At 60.7% G+C, this 15,553-nt stretch carries 8 protein-coding genes; 6 read left to right on the top strand and 2 right to left on the bottom strand.

Annotated features, from left to right (window positions below):
* The first annotated feature begins 63 nt into the window (after positions 1 to 63).
* Positions 64 to 1,275: an MFS transporter gene (locus tag DUT91_RS15865; protein WP_114441497.1), complete on the top strand. Its 1,212-nt coding sequence runs from the start codon at positions 64 to 66 to the stop codon at positions 1,273 to 1,275.
* 92 nt (positions 1,276 to 1,367) lie between these two features.
* On the opposite strand, the gene DUT91_RS15870 is transcribed toward DUT91_RS15865, so the two are convergent.
* On the bottom strand, positions 1,368 to 1,682 hold the full coding sequence (locus DUT91_RS15870) for a hypothetical protein (RefSeq protein WP_114441498.1): 315 nt from the start codon (positions 1,680 to 1,682) through the stop codon (positions 1,368 to 1,370).
* A 288-nt stretch (positions 1,683 to 1,970) separates the two neighbouring features.
* Here DUT91_RS15870 and DUT91_RS15875 point away from each other — a divergent pair, with 288 nt between their 5' ends.
* From DUT91_RS15875 to DUT91_RS15885, 3 genes are all read left to right on the top strand, one after another.
* Positions 1,971 to 2,390: a helix-turn-helix domain-containing protein gene (locus DUT91_RS15875; protein WP_245419751.1), complete on the top strand. Its 420-nt coding sequence runs from the start codon at positions 1,971 to 1,973 to the stop codon at positions 2,388 to 2,390.
* Positions 2,391 to 2,677: 287 nt separating this feature from the next.
* Entirely contained in the window at positions 2,678 to 7,867 is a 5,190-nt protein-coding gene (locus DUT91_RS15880; RefSeq protein ID WP_114441499.1) for a CshA/CshB family fibrillar adhesin-related protein, read from the top strand.
* The gene (locus DUT91_RS15885) at positions 7,864 to 11,670 is read left to right on the top strand and encodes an RHS repeat domain-containing protein (RefSeq protein ID WP_245419752.1); all 3,807 of its coding nucleotides are present in this window, start codon (positions 7,864 to 7,866) and stop codon (positions 11,668 to 11,670) included. The genes DUT91_RS15880 and DUT91_RS15885 overlap by 4 nt, the downstream gene beginning before the upstream one ends.
* A 266-nt stretch (positions 11,671 to 11,936) precedes the next feature.
* Here the strand turns inward: DUT91_RS15885 and DUT91_RS15890 are convergent, their stop codons facing one another.
* Positions 11,937 to 13,058 (bottom strand): mannitol dehydrogenase family protein, encoded by a 1,122-nt coding sequence (locus DUT91_RS15890; RefSeq protein ID WP_114441500.1) that lies wholly within the window; start codon positions 13,056 to 13,058, stop codon positions 11,937 to 11,939.
* A gap of 181 nt (positions 13,059 to 13,239) precedes the next feature.
* Between DUT91_RS15890 and DUT91_RS15895 the strand changes: the two genes are divergently transcribed.
* The gene (locus tag DUT91_RS15895; protein ID WP_114441501.1) at positions 13,240 to 13,974 is read left to right on the top strand and encodes a FadR/GntR family transcriptional regulator; all 735 of its coding nucleotides are present in this window, start codon (positions 13,240 to 13,242) and stop codon (positions 13,972 to 13,974) included.
* Positions 13,971 to 15,530 (top strand): UxaA family hydrolase, encoded by a 1,560-nt coding sequence (locus DUT91_RS15900; RefSeq protein WP_425373806.1) that lies wholly within the window; start codon positions 13,971 to 13,973, stop codon positions 15,528 to 15,530. Before DUT91_RS15895 ends, DUT91_RS15900 begins: the two co-directional genes overlap by 4 nt.
* The last annotated feature ends 23 nt before the right edge of the window (positions 15,531 to 15,553 follow it).

Genomic DNA, 15,553 nt, shown 5'->3' on the forward strand with positions numbered 1-15,553 from the left:
ATTAACTAATTTACATACGCCTCGTATATCAGAGGCGCGCAACCGAAATCAAGGACTCCGTCAATGTCCAACCCTTACCGAGAAATTTTCAAGGCGCCGGGATCCAAGGCTTTCGCCTCGGCCGGTTTCCTGGCGCGCCTGCCGCTCGCAATGGTCACCATGGGTACGGTGGCCATGCTGTCGCAGACCCATGGTGAATACTGGCTGGCGGGCGCCGTTTCCGCCACCTTCGCACTCACCAACGCCATTGTATCGCCACAGATCTCGAGGTTGGTGGACCGATACGGCCAGAGCCGTGTCCTCACCCCGGTGACATCCGTCTCCGTGGCGGCATTCACAGGGCTGATCCTCGCCGCGCATTATGGCTGGCAGAACTGGCTGCTTTTCCTCTTTGCCTTCATTGCAGGGCTCATGCCGAGCATGCCGGCCATGGTGCGGGCGCGCTGGACGGCGCTTTACCGGGATACGCCGAAGCTGCACACCGCCTTTGCCTTTGAATCCGTCCTCGACGAGGCGATCTATATGATGGGCTCGGTGCTTTCCATCGGGCTGAGCGTTGCTCTCTTCCCCGAGGCAGGGCCTCTTCTTGCAACCCTGTTCTTAGGCGTCGGAACGGCGCTCTTTGTGGCGCAGAAATCCACGGAGCCTCCGGTTCAACCGGTCGAGGCCAGGGGTGGGCGCTCGGCCATAAGGCTCGGTGCAGTGCAGATCCTGACCTTCACGCTGATCGCCATCGGTACGATGTTCGGCACGGCGGAAGTCACTGTCATCGCCTTCTCCGAGGAACTGGGCCATAAAGGCGCAGCAAGCTTCATCCTGGCCGGTTATGCCGGAGGGTCGCTGCTCGTGGGGCTGGTGTTCGGCACGCTCAGGCTGACCATGCCACTGTCACGGCAGTTCCTGTTCGCCATCGTCGTTGCGATGCTGACAGCCCTGCCGCTCCTGGCAGCCGACAGCATCTGGAGCATGGCGCTCCTGCTGTTCCTCGCAGGCGCATCGATTTCGCCGACCTTCATCACCGCTTTCGGGCTGATCGAGCGTCTGGTGCCATCCTCACAGCTGACGGAGGGAATTACCTGGGCGATGACCGGCATCGGCATCGGAATGGCCATTGGCTCCTTCGCTTCCGGCTATGTCATCGATGCCTATGGCGCCCGGAACGGCTTCTGGATTTCCGTGGCGGCAAGTGGTGTCGCGTTGACGACCGCGCTGATCGGCTACCGGATGCTGCAGGTTCCAGCCCGAACTCAGGCATCCCAGGCCGCACTCGCATAGATGTTGCGCCTGATACCAGAATACAGAGAAATCCCATCCGCTTCAGCGGGTGGGATTTTTGTAGCCGCGGGACGGATATTGACAATCTCGGCTTACGGCACTTTGGGCAAATATTCCCTGATCTGGCTTTTCTGAAGTTCAGCATAAGCCTCATCAGGGGACAAAGCAGCAAGGCGAGCCAGAACGCCCAGCGCGCCCGCCAAAAGCTGGCGCTCGATTTCCGGAAGCGTTGAGCGCTCGGCCAGATCCATGGCGAGCTCGATCGTGGCGCTGGGTCCGAATTCATTCCCATCATGGGCACAAAGCTGGAGCCGAATCGAACCGCTTACCGTCGCGCCGTCGAAACCCTCATGACGCCGCAGCCCGAACACCTGAACATCGGTAACCGCGCGGTTGCTATAATTCATGCATGCTTCTCCCGTTTACTCCCGCCAAGTTGAACCAACAGATCATGGAATTTCAATATAGTATAGCCCATCCTTAAGCTATTGCGTAATGTCCCTTACTATTTCAAATATAGCAAATCGCCAAGATCTTCCAGGTCACGATTTTTTTGCCAGAAGCCGATAGGCCACCCCGCTTTTTTACCACTTTACAGTTTGTTCACACTCCCCCATTGTTCGTCGTGCGGGTTGGGATTCGGGGCAGTGCAAGGCAATATTGCAGTCCCATGGAAGCAATTGGGGCGATCCAAAGTGACATCGGCAAATCATGCATCGCGCATTTCCGCTCAGGATCTGCACGGCAGTGCATTGGGCGGGAATGGCAAATACGCGTCAAGAGCCAAGACGGAGCTCTCACGCTACAATGCCAGAAAAGTTCAGATGTTCATGCGCGAGAATGTCGCGAAGAAGCTCACTGTAGCCGATCTGGCGGAGGTTTGCGGCCTTTCTTCAAGTCATTTCATCAGCGCCTTCACCCAGACCTTCGGGCAGGCGCCCTATGGGTATCTTCTGAATCTGCGCATTGCCCATGCCGAGAGGCTGCTTGCCGAGCGCGACATGACCATCGCGCAGGCGGCCTATCTCAGCGGTTTTTCCAGCCAGAGCCATTTGACCTCGGCAATGAAAAAGATCAGGGGCGCGACGCCGTTTATTTTCCGCAATCGTAAATAGCGATCACCAGGCCACATTGTGAACACGTTGCCGATAACCGCGGGGCTCATTCTCGCATCGAGCGTCATACGCAAAAAATAATTTCCAGACGCTGATTAACCATAGGATGTTGAAATACATCCCTCCGCAAATCAGACAGCTCCCTCAGTTGAGATTATCCCGTGCTCAACTGCCCAGGTCGCGGCATTGAAGCGACAGCAAACTTAGATCAGCTGCATCGCTTTGGTCGCGTTAGTCGAGGGTAGTGCGCTCACTGGGTGGTTTCACATCCGAGGGGGTACTGTTCGATGCTTCATTCAGCCTTGCTGTGCAACTATTTGCGCCGTTTCGCCGACCAATTTGCGCGTGCAGCAATTGTCTGGCTCGCGATCATGGCATTTGCCGCTCCGGCACATGCCCAGTTGGCGACCGGAGGCACTGGTCTCTATAAAAACAGCATCTTCTGGGTATCCTGGGGAACTGCCGGTACAAATGTCTTCTCGGGCCGTTCTGTCATACAAAGTTTCAATATTGGTTCGCCAGCCACTTCAGCCAACCAGGTGGACCTCACTTGTACGCTGTCAAATGCCGTAAACACGGCAGGGGCCGCTGTTCTCAATGTCTACAGGCCCGGTGGCTGGCAGGGTGATGGCCTGGACGAGCTATATAATATCGGTGGGAACCAGGCAGGGGGAGGGACAAACCCGAACACGCTGGCTATCGGACTGGCGACAGGGTCAGGAGCGACCGTCGAGTTCGATTTCAGTTGTACGGCTACCCTGGGCGGGGCCCCGCTTGCTCTTAGAGGCCTTGTTTTTGCAGATGCGGAGAGCAGCGGCTCCAACGAGTATGTCGGGGCTGAGTTGCCAGGTGGTAGCACGCTTCGCGTGATCGACCAGATTTCGCAGTGCGGGGCATCCACTCAGGTTACCATTTCCGGCTCCGAAGTGCGTTTCACCGGACCGGCTGCCGCTTGCCAGAACGACGCAAACCCGGCGCGGCGTGCCGGACCAGCACTGGTAGGGTATCTGGAGGGCGCCACGTCGGCGCGAGTGATCGCGAAAGGTGGCGGCGTTTCAGCTATTGCCGTTGGCGCGATGCTGGACATTGAATATTCTGAGGCGGTTCCTTCCAGCTATGGCGTCGCCAGTCACATCCTGGAGCCCGTGTGGAGCGGAGGGCAGGCGACTGCCGGCGTGAACTACAATAATCCGGCCAATCTTGCGACGCGCGGGTTCGGCGTTAGTCTTGGCAGCGCCATTATAACCGACCAGAATGAAAATAACGCGGTTGGCGGTCCAGATGTCGATGCACTGCGCAAGACGACTGGACCGCTCGGCGCAGGCTACGCCGATGTACCGATGCCCTCCAACACGCCCGGATCCACCTATCAGATCACCGGCGCTGTCTGCCGGGGCCCGGCGGCCATCGCTGGATGGATCGATTTCAACGGCAATGGTGTGTTCGATGCTGGCGAGCGTTCCGATACTGTAAACTGCCCTGCGGGCAGCAGCAGTGTGACGCTAAGCTGGATTGTGCCAAGCGACTACGCAATTCAGTCGACAAGTTACATGCGTTTGCGGGCAGCCACGGATTCTTCCGATATCGCCGAGCCAGCCACCATCGCATCTGACGGCGAAACGGAAGACTATTACATCCAGTTGCTTCCCGCCGACCTGGCGATCACCAAGGATGACGGCGCAAGCACCTATGCGCCGGGCGGCAACGTCACCTATTCCATCGTCGTCACCAATAACGGTCCCGCTGCAGTGACCGGCGCTAAAGTCAGTGATCCGCTGCCCGCGGGCATTACAACGGCAAGCTGGACCTGCGGCGACGTTACTGCCGGGGCCGTATGCGGCGCGGCAAGCGGCACCGGCGCAATCGACACCACGGCGGATCTGCCGGTGGGCGCCTCGCTCACCTATGAATTCGCGATGAGCGTACCGGCCGATTTCACCGGTGACCTCACGAACACCGCCACGGTTGCTGCTCCCGCCGGCGTGACTGAGACAGAGACCTCAAACAACAGTGCGAGCGACACCGATGTTCAGGGCGTTCCTGGGCTGACCATCGACAAGACGGGCGCTCTGAGCGATCTTGACGGCGACGGTCTGCTTGATCCGGGCGAGACGATCAGTTATGCGTTCCTGGTCACCAACACCGGCACGGTGACGCTGACCAATGTCACGGTCAACGACCCGAAGATCACGGTCGATGAGGCACCGCAGACGCTGGCGCCGGGTGGCAACTTCACTTTCCACGCTAGCTATACGCCAACGCAGGCCGAGATCGATGCGGGGCAGGTGTCGAACACCGCGACCGGTACCGGCACGCCGCCGTCGGGTCCGCCGACGGAAAGTCCGCCCGATACGGTCGTGGTGCCGCCGGATCAGACGCCCGGACTGACCATCGATAAGACGGGGACGCTGAACGACCTCGACGGCGATGGCCTGCTCGATCCGGGCGAGAGCGTCAGCTACGCATTCCTTGTCCGCAACACCGGCTCGGTAACGCTGACCAATGTCACGGTCAACGATCCGAAGGTGACAGTCGATGAGGCGCCGCAGACGCTGGCGCCGGGTGGCAGCTTCACTTTCCACGCCAGCTACACGCCAACACAGACCGAGATCGATGCGGGTGAGGTGTCGAACACGGCGACCGGCGTCGGCACGCCGCCTTCCGGGCAGCCGACGGAAAGCCCGCCAGACACGGTCGTGGTACCGCCGGAACAGGCGTCCGGCATGACCATCAACAAGACGGGGACGCTGAACGACCTCGACAGCGACGGTCTGCTCGATCCGGGTGAGACGGTGAGCTATTCGTTCCTAGTGCGCAACACCGGCGCAGTGACGCTGACCAATGTCACGGTCAGCGATCCACTGCTGGCCAATGCCAACGTCGCGCTCGACCAGGGTCCGCAGACGCTGGCGCCAGGTGCGTCGTTCACCTTCACCGCGACCTATACGCCGACGCAGGATGAGATCGATTCCGGTTCTGTGTCGAACACGGCAACCGGCACGGGTACGCCGCCCTCCGGTCCACCAGAGGAAAGCCCGCCCGACACGGTCGTGGTGCCGCCGGACGAAACGCCCGGACTGATGATCGACAAGACGGGGACGCTGAACGACCTCGACGGCGACGGACTGATCGATCCAGGCGAGACGATCAGCTATGCGTTTCTGGTCACCAATACCGGAAGTGTGACGCTGACCGCCGTCACGGTAAACGACGCCAAGGTGACGGTCAATGAAGGCCCGCAGACGTTGGCGCCAAGCGGCCGCTTCACCTTCCACGGGACTTACACGCCAACACAAGGTGAGATCGATGCCGGACAGGTGTCGAATACGGCGACCGGCACGGGCACGCCGCCCTCCGGCCCGCCGGTGGAAAGCCCGCCTGACACGGTGGTGGTGCCGCCGGAACAGACGCCTGGCTTGACCATCGAGAAATCAGGCACGCTCAACGATCTCGACGGCGACGATCTCATCGATCTTGGCGAGACGATCAGTTATTCCTTTCTGGTGCGCAACACCGGCACGGTGACAATGAGCGAGGTCACCGTCAACGATCCGCTGCTGACCGATGCAGGCGTGTCGGTGATGCCGGGCCCGCAGGTGCTGGCGCCTGGCGGCAGCGTCACCTTCACCGCGACCTTCACGCCAAGACAAGCGCATATCGATGCCGGCCGGGTGGAGAACACGGCGACGCCGACCGGCACGCCACCGTCGGGCCCGCCGCTCGAAGGCCCGCCCGACAATGTAGTGGTGCCTCCTGAACAGACGTCGGGCATTACCATCGACAAGACAGGCACGCTCAATGACCAGAACGGCAACAACCTCATCGATCCGGGAGAGACGATTACCTACGCCTTCGTGGTGAAGAACACTGGCACGGTGACGTTGACCAACGTCACGGTCAACGATCCACTGCTCGCCAATGCTGGTGTGACTCTCAACGAGGGGCCGCAGGCGCTTGCGCCGGGTGCAGACTTCACCTTCACGGCAAGCTATATGCCGACGCAAAGTGATATCGAGGCGGGTTCGGTAACCAACACCGCCACCGGCATTGGCACGCCGCCCTCCGCTCCAACGCTGGAAAGCCCGCCGGACACGGTCGTCGTGCCGCCAGTCGAAATCTCGCGCCTGACGATCGAGAAGACCGGCACGTTCAACGATGTTGATGGCAATGGCTATGCCAACCTTGGCGATACGATGAGCTACAGCTTTACGGTGACGAACACCGGCGGGCAGGTGATCAGCGATGTTGCGCCGGTCGATGCCGGGCCGACGTTCAACGGCAAGCCGGCGACGGCGACGCTGTCGGCCTTTGCGCCGGCAAGCGTGACCTTGGCCGCTCGGGCGGCGCAAGCCTTCACCGCCACTTACACGCTGACGCAGGAGGACATAGACAATGCCGCGGGTGTGACCGACGGCATCGTGAATGCGGCGACCGCCAAGGGCAACGTCGGGGGTACTCCGGTACCGTCCAACACCTCGACCTCGAAGGTGACGATGCCCGCAGTGGAGCCCTCCGACATCTCCATCGTCAAGCAGGCCGGGCTGCGCCAGATCAAGCGGGGCGAGAAGGCGCCGTTCACCATCAAGGTAACCAACCATTCCAGCCGCAATGCCGGCACGGTTGTTGTCACCGACATTATTCCCTCAGGCTTCCGCTTCATCGACGGGTCGGCGATGATCGACGGCGTGGCGGCGACACCCGTCGTGGTCGGCCAAAAGGTGCGCTTCGACAATGTGGCGCTCGGCCCCAATGCCGAGGTGATCATCCGGCTGCAGATGCTGGCATTGAGTTCGGCTGGTCCGGGCAAGCACACCAACAAGGCGGCGGTCAACGGCCTCGACGGCGGTCTGCTGGCGCCGGAAGCCCGCGCCGACATCGAGATCATGATCGAACCGGTGTTCGATTGCGGCGACATCGTCGGCAAGGTGTTCGACGATCTGAACCGCAATGGCTATCAGGATCAGGGCGAGCCGGGCCTGCCGGGCGTGCGTATCGCCACGGTCCGGGGTTCGCTGGTGACGACGGACCGGCATGGCCGCTTCCACGTCGCCTGCGCCGACCTGCCGGACAGCCGCATCGGTACCAACTTCATCATGAAGCTCGACCCGCGCACACTGCCGGCCGGCTACCGGTTGACCACGGAGAACCCGCGCGTCATCCGCCTGACTGCCGGCAAGATGTCGACGTTGAACTTCGGGGCCTCCATTGGTCGCGTGGTGCGCCTCGACCTGATGGATGCGGCGTTCGAGCCGGGCGCCGCTATTCTCAAACGGCAATGGCAGGAAGGCATCGAGCAGCTGATCAAGGCGCTCGAGGGCGAGCCATCGACGCTGCGCATCGGCTACGGGGCGACCTCTGACGCGGAACTTGCCCGCCGGCGTATCAAGGCGATCGAGGAGGACATCTCGCAACGATGGAGGTCGGTCAGGGGTCGGTACGAACTCAACATCGAGACCCGCGTGGAGGCAGTCCAATGAGAACGATCATCCAGAGTTCGATATTGCGTTCGTCTGCCTTCCGTCATGTGATTGGCCAACAGCGCAATCTGCTTCTGGCGGGTTGCGCCCTGGCGGTGGTGCATGCGGCGACGATCGGCGCTTCGGCCCAGGATGCGCCGTTGCGCGGCCAGGTGCTGGACAATAGCGCCGTGCGCAATGTCGTCATAGCGCCCAATGTCGAAGAGGAGCGGCCGGGTGAGGGCGGGGACATCCCGTTCTCGATCAGCGTCGATGGTGAGCCGGTTGTGGAGAGCAACGATGCGGCGAGGAAAGCGACCGAAAAGCCGGCGTCCCTGGCTGCGTCGAAAACCGACCATCGGCGTCCAGCCAATCAACAACGCAAGACCGATGTCGGCCTCGCCGCCGTCGATATTCAGGTCAAGTTCGACGGGCTCGACGCAAGGCCGATCCTCAACGTCTCCACCGTGCCGGTGCGCCGCGCCTATAATGTCGGCGAACCGGTGCGCTTCCTCGCCACCGCAAACTATCCGGCTTTCATCGCGCGCTCCGAGATCCGCATCTTCGAGGCCGACGAGGCTTTGACCGGCAAACCTGTGAGCGTCATTCCTGTCGCCGTAAACGGCGAGGCCGGTTGGGTGATGCCCGAGACGGAAAAGGACGAGACTCGGTTCAAATATGTGCTGCGCGTCTATGATGGCGAGGGCCGCTATGACGAGACGCTGCCGCGCGCTATCGCGCGCACGGACAAGGAGCTTCCGGAGGAAGACACCAGGATCACCGATGCCCCGGCGCCCGGGATGGGCGAAGACAATACCGGCTCGCGCAATATAAAGGTCCATGGCGGGGCGGTGACGGTCTATGGCCGCAACGTGCCCGAGGGCTATCAGGTGCGCGCGCTGGACGGCATCGTGCCGCTCGACCGCAATCAGGCCTTCGTGGTGCAGCGCATCCTGCCGCCCGGCGATCACGATGTCGACGTCGCGGTTCTGGGTTCGATGAAGGGCAGTGCACTCGACTTCAGTCGCCGGGTCAACATTCCCGACAATGACTGGTTCTATGTCGGGCTTGCCGATCTGACCGTGGGCAAGCGCATGGGCGACGACAATATCGAAGCCGTTCGTCCCGGCGAGTACGACAAGGTCTACACCAAGGGGCGGCTTGCCTTCTACGTGAAGGGCAAGATCAAGGGCAGATATCTGCTGACCGCCGCGGCCGATACCCGCGAAAGCGACATCAAGGATATGTTCCGCGGCCTAGATGACCGGGATCCGCGCAGCCTGCTTCGCCGCATCGATCCCGACGCCTATTATCCGGTCTATGGCGACGACTCGACCATTCTTGAGGACGCGCCGACCAACGGCAAGTTCTATGTCAGGCTCGATCGTGGTGACAGCCATGTGATGTGGGGCAATTACAAGGCGTCCGTGACCGGCACGGAGTTCATGCATTCGGAACGTGCGCTTTATGGTGCGAGCGGTGTCTACCGTTCCGAGGCGGTGACCTCGTTCGGCGAACGCCAGACGGAGGTCAACGTCTATGCTGCCCAGCCCGATACGCTGCCGCAGCGCGACGAATTCCTTGGCACCGGCGGCTCGGCCTATTTCCTCAAGCGCCAGGACATCACCACCGGCTCGGAGACGCTGAGCGTGGAGGTGCGCGACCAGGTGACTGGCCAGGTGCTGGAGCGCAAGACGCTCGTCTATGGCGAGGATTATACGTTCGACTATCTACAGGGCGTGATCATCCTCAAGCGCCCGCTGTCATCGTCGACCGGCACCGGCTCGGCGATACGGGAAGGAGCGCTCGGCGGTAACCGGGTCTATCTCATCGCCCAGTACGAATATACGCCGACGGCCGGCGACGTGGACGGCTATGTCTATGGCGGCCGCGCCCAGCATTGGTTAGACGATAAGGTCCGTGTCGGTGTCACGGGCATGAGCGAGACCACCGGCGTTGCCGACCAGCAGGCGCTCGGCGCCGACATCACCATCCGCCATTCGGAAAAGACCTTCCTCGAAGCGGAAGTCTCGCATTCCAAGGGACCGGGCTTCGGCACGTCGCGCTCTGCCGATGGCGGACTGACCTTGAGCGATGTCGCCACCACGGGCTCGCGCAACCGCGCGGCGACGGCCTGGCGCACCAAAGGTCAGGTCGATCTGGAGGACATCAGCAAAAGCGGCATCAAGGGAACCGTCGGCGGCTATTACGAGGAAAAGCAGGCCGGTTTCTCGACGCTTGCAGATCAAATCGCCGTGGACCAGCGCATCTTTGGCGCGCATGCCGACCTCGAACTGACCGAAGATACCGACCTCAAGCTCACCTATGACGACTTCCACGAGGGGCGTGATTACGACGACTTCTACGGCCGTGAGACGGGCGGGCGCACCAAGCGCAAGGGTGAGGCGACTGTTAGCCATCAGCTCAATGAATATTGGAAGGCGTCCTTCGGAATCTCCTATACCGAATTGCGCTCGCCCATCGCCGTCCGCTCCGGCAAGGGCGGCTATGATGGTGAAAGGCTCGATGCCGGCGCCCGGCTCACCTATGCCCCCGACGCCGACCAGGAATATTACGTCTTCGGCCAGGGCACGCTGTCGCGCGACGGCGATATCAGGCGTAATGACCGCATCGGCGTAGGCTCGAAATACCAGCTGACCGAGACAATCGGCCTGGAAGGCGAGTTGTCCTACGGCAATAGCGGTGTGGGCGGTCTCGCTGCCATCAACTATGCGCCAACGGAGGCCGACAATTACTATTTCGGCTACCGGCTCGATCCCGACCGCGGCTTCGACCTCGATCGCAGCTATGATCTCGACGGCAATGACCTGGGCACCATCGTGCTTGGCATGCGCCGCAAGCTCGACGACACGCTGTCGACCTATGCGGAGAACAATTACGATCTGTTCGGCCGCAGGAACTCGCTGACCAAGACCTACGGTGTCGTCTATACCCCGGATGCGATGTGGACCGTCGATGGCGGCTTCGAGGCCGGCACGATCGAGGACGACAGCATCGATCCGGGTACCGGGCTCGAGCGCGCCGACTTCGACCGCAAGGCGATTTCGCTTTCTCTAGGCTACAAGGATGAGGAGCGCGGCATCAACGCCCGCATGCGCGGCGAGGCGCGGTTCGAGGAGTCCGACGACGGCAGCCGCGACCGCAACACCTATCTGTTCGCCACCGGCCTCTCCTGGAAGACCAGCGAGGACTGGCGCCTGCTCGTCAATCTCGATGCGGTGCTCTCCGATACCTCCGGCGAAACGTCGTTCCGCGACGGCGATTATGTCGATGCCTCCCTCGGCTATGCCTATCGCCCCGTCGACAACGACCGCCTCAACGCGCTGTTCAAATACAGCTGGGTCTATGATCTGCCAGGCAAGGACCAGGTCAGCGCCATCACCGGCGCCGAATACGGCCCGGCGCAGCGCAGTCATATCCTGTCGGCCGACTTCACCTACGATCTGATGCCCTGGCTGTCGATTGGCGGCAAATACGGCATGCGCTACGGCCAGGTCCGCGAGAGACTCCTCGACGGCGACCGCGAGAGCTTCTCCGAATGGTATTCGTCTTCCGCCCATCTCGGCATCGTTCGCGCCGACCTGCATGTGGTCAGAAACTGGGATGCGCTGCTGGAGGGCCGCGTCATGCACATGCCCGAGGCGAAAACCACCGACTACGGCGCGCTCGTCGCTGTCTATCGCCATGTCGGCGAAAATTTCAAGGTCGGCGCCGGCTACAATTTTGGCGTCTTCTCCGATGACCTCAGGGACCTCACCCTCGACGACAAGGGCGTCTTCATCAATGTTATCGGAAAGTTCTAGAGTTTCGCGCACACGATACTGAAGCGTCTTTCGAGGTAGTTTCAAAGACGATCAGCGCCACCACATAAACCCAAGCCACGGAGACACATCTCCGTGGCGGTTTCGGCAATAGGTATTTTGACAAAGGTTTTCCCGCAATCGCAGCCAGAAACGATTGACTAGTGCTGCGGTAATTGCCCGCAGATCGTCTTTATCATCTTCCAGGCCAGGCATTCAGGCATGGTGGCAACCACGCCAGCTTGTGGCCCCAGCCTGTGGACCGGCCGCTAGCCGATAGCCGCGTTTAACTGGCGCTGCTGCAGATCCAGGTCAAGCTCCGTCGCGCGGGCGATGATCGGTGCGAAACGCCGCAGCTTCTTTTCTTCATGATTGGATGCGATGTCCGCGATGCGGTGCTTGAGGAACGGATTGAGAAAACGTTCGCGCACGGAAACGACATAGGCTTCCGCTTCCAGGCCAAGGCCGTCCGCCGCAAAGACCGGCAGCACCTCTTCGCGCCAGACGGCTTCCAGCCGGGTGCGGATCGCTTCGTCCTGCATCGCCTCCAATACGGTCTCATCTTTCGGGCGATTACCCTTGAGCCACTGCTCCGCAATAAAGCTATGGCCGAGATTAAGCAGATGGAGCTTCAGGCGCTCATAGCGCGCCAGATCATTCGTCAAGACGATATCGGGATGAGTGCAGGGAAGGGTCAGTCCTTCTGCGTTTTCGATCGCCCATAGTGCGTATGGCTCGGCTACCGCGCCCACCGGTTCAATGGGTTCGGACACGATGCGGTCAACCAGGCTGTTGGCGAAAATACATACGCTTTCGAGCCATTGGATAAAATTGTCCGATAGTTTCCAGTCCCGCGGCAGACCAGTCAGGATCGAGCGCAGCATGTCGCCATTGCGCGAAACCAGTTCGCAGGGAAAGATGGAAAGGGGCATTTCCGGATTTTTCTTCCAGCGATGATGCAGAAGGACCAGCAGCTTGGCCGGAAAACTCTTCGGCAAGGCGTCCGGATGGGCGAGCAGTGAACTGTCGTCGCCTGCATCGAGCTCGTAACCCTTGTCGCCGGTGTTGGAGAGGATCACCTCCACCGTTGCGCCAAGCTCAAGAATCGCCGGCCAGTCATCCTGGGCCGAATAGGCAGCACTTACGCCTTGTGCGCGGTGTTCTATCTCGGTCGGTCTGCCATCGATCAGGCCGCGGATAATGACCGGATAGCCCATGCCTTCATTCAGCGCGGCGATCCGCCGGGCGCTTTGCGGATTGGATGTTGTCTGCACGACGGCGATGGTGCCGATAGCCTCATTCCGGGAAAGCCCTTCCGATACAAAGAAATCGGCATGGGCCAACAGAAAACGGCTGGTGCCGAACTGCAGAATCGCTGGCTTTTCGTACATGACGTCCTCCCGAATTTATGGAAGCAAATAGGTGTTGTTTGATAAATTGGTCAAGCCAAAAATACGGATTCAGGGGCGGCGAATAACCTCCCTGCGCACAAATGGCGCGATTTGCCGCAGTTTTAAGCGTATTGCCATTCACCTGCCTCACAAATATGGTAAGGCCAATTTGGGAGGTTCAATGAACGAGCATACCGGTGCAGGAGAGCCGCGCAGGCTTTATCAGCAGATTGCCGACAGGATCCGGCATCTGATCCGTGACGGTCGGTTTCCAGCTGGAAGCAGGCTGCCCGCCGAGCGCGAACTGGCACAGCAACTCGGCGTGTCTCGTCCCTCGCTGCGCGAAGCGCTGATTGCGCTCGAGATCGCCGGCAATGTCGAAATTCGCATGGGATCGGGTATTTATGTGACCCTTGAGCCTGAAACGCGGGCGGCGTTGCAGGGCATCTCCATCGGCGAAAGTCCGCTTGAGATCATGCAGGCGCGGCAGGTCATCGAGGGCAGTCTCGTCGGTCTGGCTTGCGCCCGGATGACGGGTGACGCGCGGGCCCAGCTTCGTGCGACGCTTGATGCGATGCGCGCCAATATAGGCGCTGATCGCAAGGCGATGGAGCTTGACCGGCAGTTTCACCTGGTGATTGCCGAACAGGCCGGAAATTCTGTGCTGACGCGCGTCGTGCGCGATCTGTTCGATGAGCGGCACAGCCCCTTGACGTCACAAATCAGAAGCCGTTTCGAGAATAGCGACACCTGGGTATCCGCCCTGGCCGAACATGAGATGGTCTATGCGGCGCTGGAAGCGAGGGATCCGCTTCTGGCTCAGGCAGCCATGACGACACATCTGGAGCGATCCAAGCGGCGCTGGATGGACAATGAGCCTCGGAATGAGGATTTGGAAGTGAGGTCCGACGCATGAATGATATTGTTGCTCACGATTCCGCCGCAATGGAGATTGCACCCGTTATCCTGCTGCATCCGTCGGATGATGTGGCCATGGCGCGGGCACCGGTACGCGCCGGCGGATCCATCGGGCTTGAGGGGATCAACGCGCGCGAGTTCATCGGACGCGGGCACAAGGTTGCGATCCGCGCCATCCCTCAGGGTGGGCATGTCCTGAAATACGGCCAGATCATCGGCGTCGCCACCCAGGAGATCGCACCGGGCGAGCATGTGCATTTGCACAATCTCGCCATGCTGCCTTCCGAGCATGAGCATCAGTTCTCCGTCGATATCGAGGAGCGCGGGATGCTGCCGCAAACCGAGCGGCGCCATTTCATGGGCTTTGATCGCGGCGCGGGCGGCGTGGGAACGCGCAACTTCATCGGCGTGATTTCCTCGGTGAACTGCTCGGCCACGGTGTCGCGCTATATCGCCGATTATTTCAACCGCATGGGCGGTCTGGATGGGTTTCCCAATGTCGATGGCGTGGTCGCGCTGACCCATGGGAGCGGCTGCGCGCTCAACACCAAATCCGAGGGATATCGCCTTTTGACGCGCACCATCCAGGGCTATGCCAAGCATCCGAATTTCGGTGGTGTGCTGTTGATCGGGCTTGGCTGCGAAACCAACCAGATCGCGCCGATCCTTGCACATTATCGCATGGAAGAAGGCGACCGCTTGCGCACCATGACGATCCAGCAGCATGGCGGTACCCGCAAGACCATCGATGCGGCCATTGCCGAGATCAAGGAGATGCTGCCGCTGGTCAATTCAGCGGTGCGCACCAAGCAGCCGCTGTCGAAGCTGAAAGTGGCGCTCGAATGCGGCGGCTCGGACGGCTATTCCGGCATTTCCGCCAATCCGGCTCTGGGGTATGCATCCGATCTGATCGTGCGCAATGGCGGCACGACTGTTCTTGCGGAAACGCCTGAAATCTATGGCGCGGAACATCTTTTGACGCGGCGCGCGGCGACCCCGGCGGTGGCGGAAAAGCTGTTGCAGCGGATCGACTGGTGGCGCGATTACACCGCGCGCAATGGCGATGAGCTCAACAACAATCCCTCGCACGGCAACAAGCTGGGCGGCCTTACCACCATTCTGGAAAAATCGCTGGGCGCGGTCGCCAAGGGCGGCTCCATGCCGCTCAAGGCGGTCTATGAATTCGCGGAAACCGTGACGGAGCCGGGATTCGTCTTCATGGACACGCCGGGCTACGATCCCGTGGCGGTTACGGGACAGGTGGCGGGCGGGTGCAACGTCATCTGTTTCACGACGGGCCGGGGCTCTGTTTCCGGTTTCAAGCCGGCACCCTGCATCAAGATCGCCACGAATTCCGAAATGTACGAGCACATGAAGGAAGACATGGATCTGAATTGCGGCGGGATCGTCACGGGCGAAGAGACCATCGAGGAATCCGGCACCCGCATCTTCGAGCACATCATCGCGGTTGCCTCCGGCGAAAAGACCGTGAGCGAGGTCTATGATTATGGCGACAATGAATTCGTGCCCTGGCAGGTCGGCGCCGTAACCTGATTATCCCAAATCGACAGGAATAT

Origin of the sequence: Paramesorhizobium salinisoli, from assembly GCF_003335045.1 — a bacterium.
Classification (GTDB): domain Bacteria; phylum Pseudomonadota; class Alphaproteobacteria; order Rhizobiales; family Rhizobiaceae; genus Paramesorhizobium; species Paramesorhizobium salinisoli.

Bases quoted from the DNA above. Each gene is read 5' to 3' on its own strand.
- DUT91_RS15865 (WP_114441497.1), top strand. From the start codon at position 64: ATGTCCAACCCTTACCGAGAAATTTTCAAGGCGCCGGGATCCAAGGCT.
- DUT91_RS15870 (WP_114441498.1), bottom strand. From the start codon at position 1,682: ATGAATTATAGCAACCGCGCGGTTACCGATGTTCAGGTGTTCGGGCTG.
- DUT91_RS15880 (WP_114441499.1), top strand. From the start codon at position 2,678: ATGCTTCATTCAGCCTTGCTGTGCAACTATTTGCGCCGTTTCGCCGAC.
- DUT91_RS15885 (WP_245419752.1), top strand. From the start codon at position 7,864: ATGAGAACGATCATCCAGAGTTCGATATTGCGTTCGTCTGCCTTCCGT.
- DUT91_RS15890 (WP_114441500.1), bottom strand. From the start codon at position 13,058: ATGTACGAAAAGCCAGCGATTCTGCAGTTCGGCACCAGCCGTTTTCTG.
- DUT91_RS15895 (WP_114441501.1), top strand. From the start codon at position 13,240: ATGAACGAGCATACCGGTGCAGGAGAGCCGCGCAGGCTTTATCAGCAG.
- DUT91_RS15900 (WP_425373806.1), top strand. From the start codon at position 13,971: ATGAATGATATTGTTGCTCACGATTCCGCCGCAATGGAGATTGCACCC.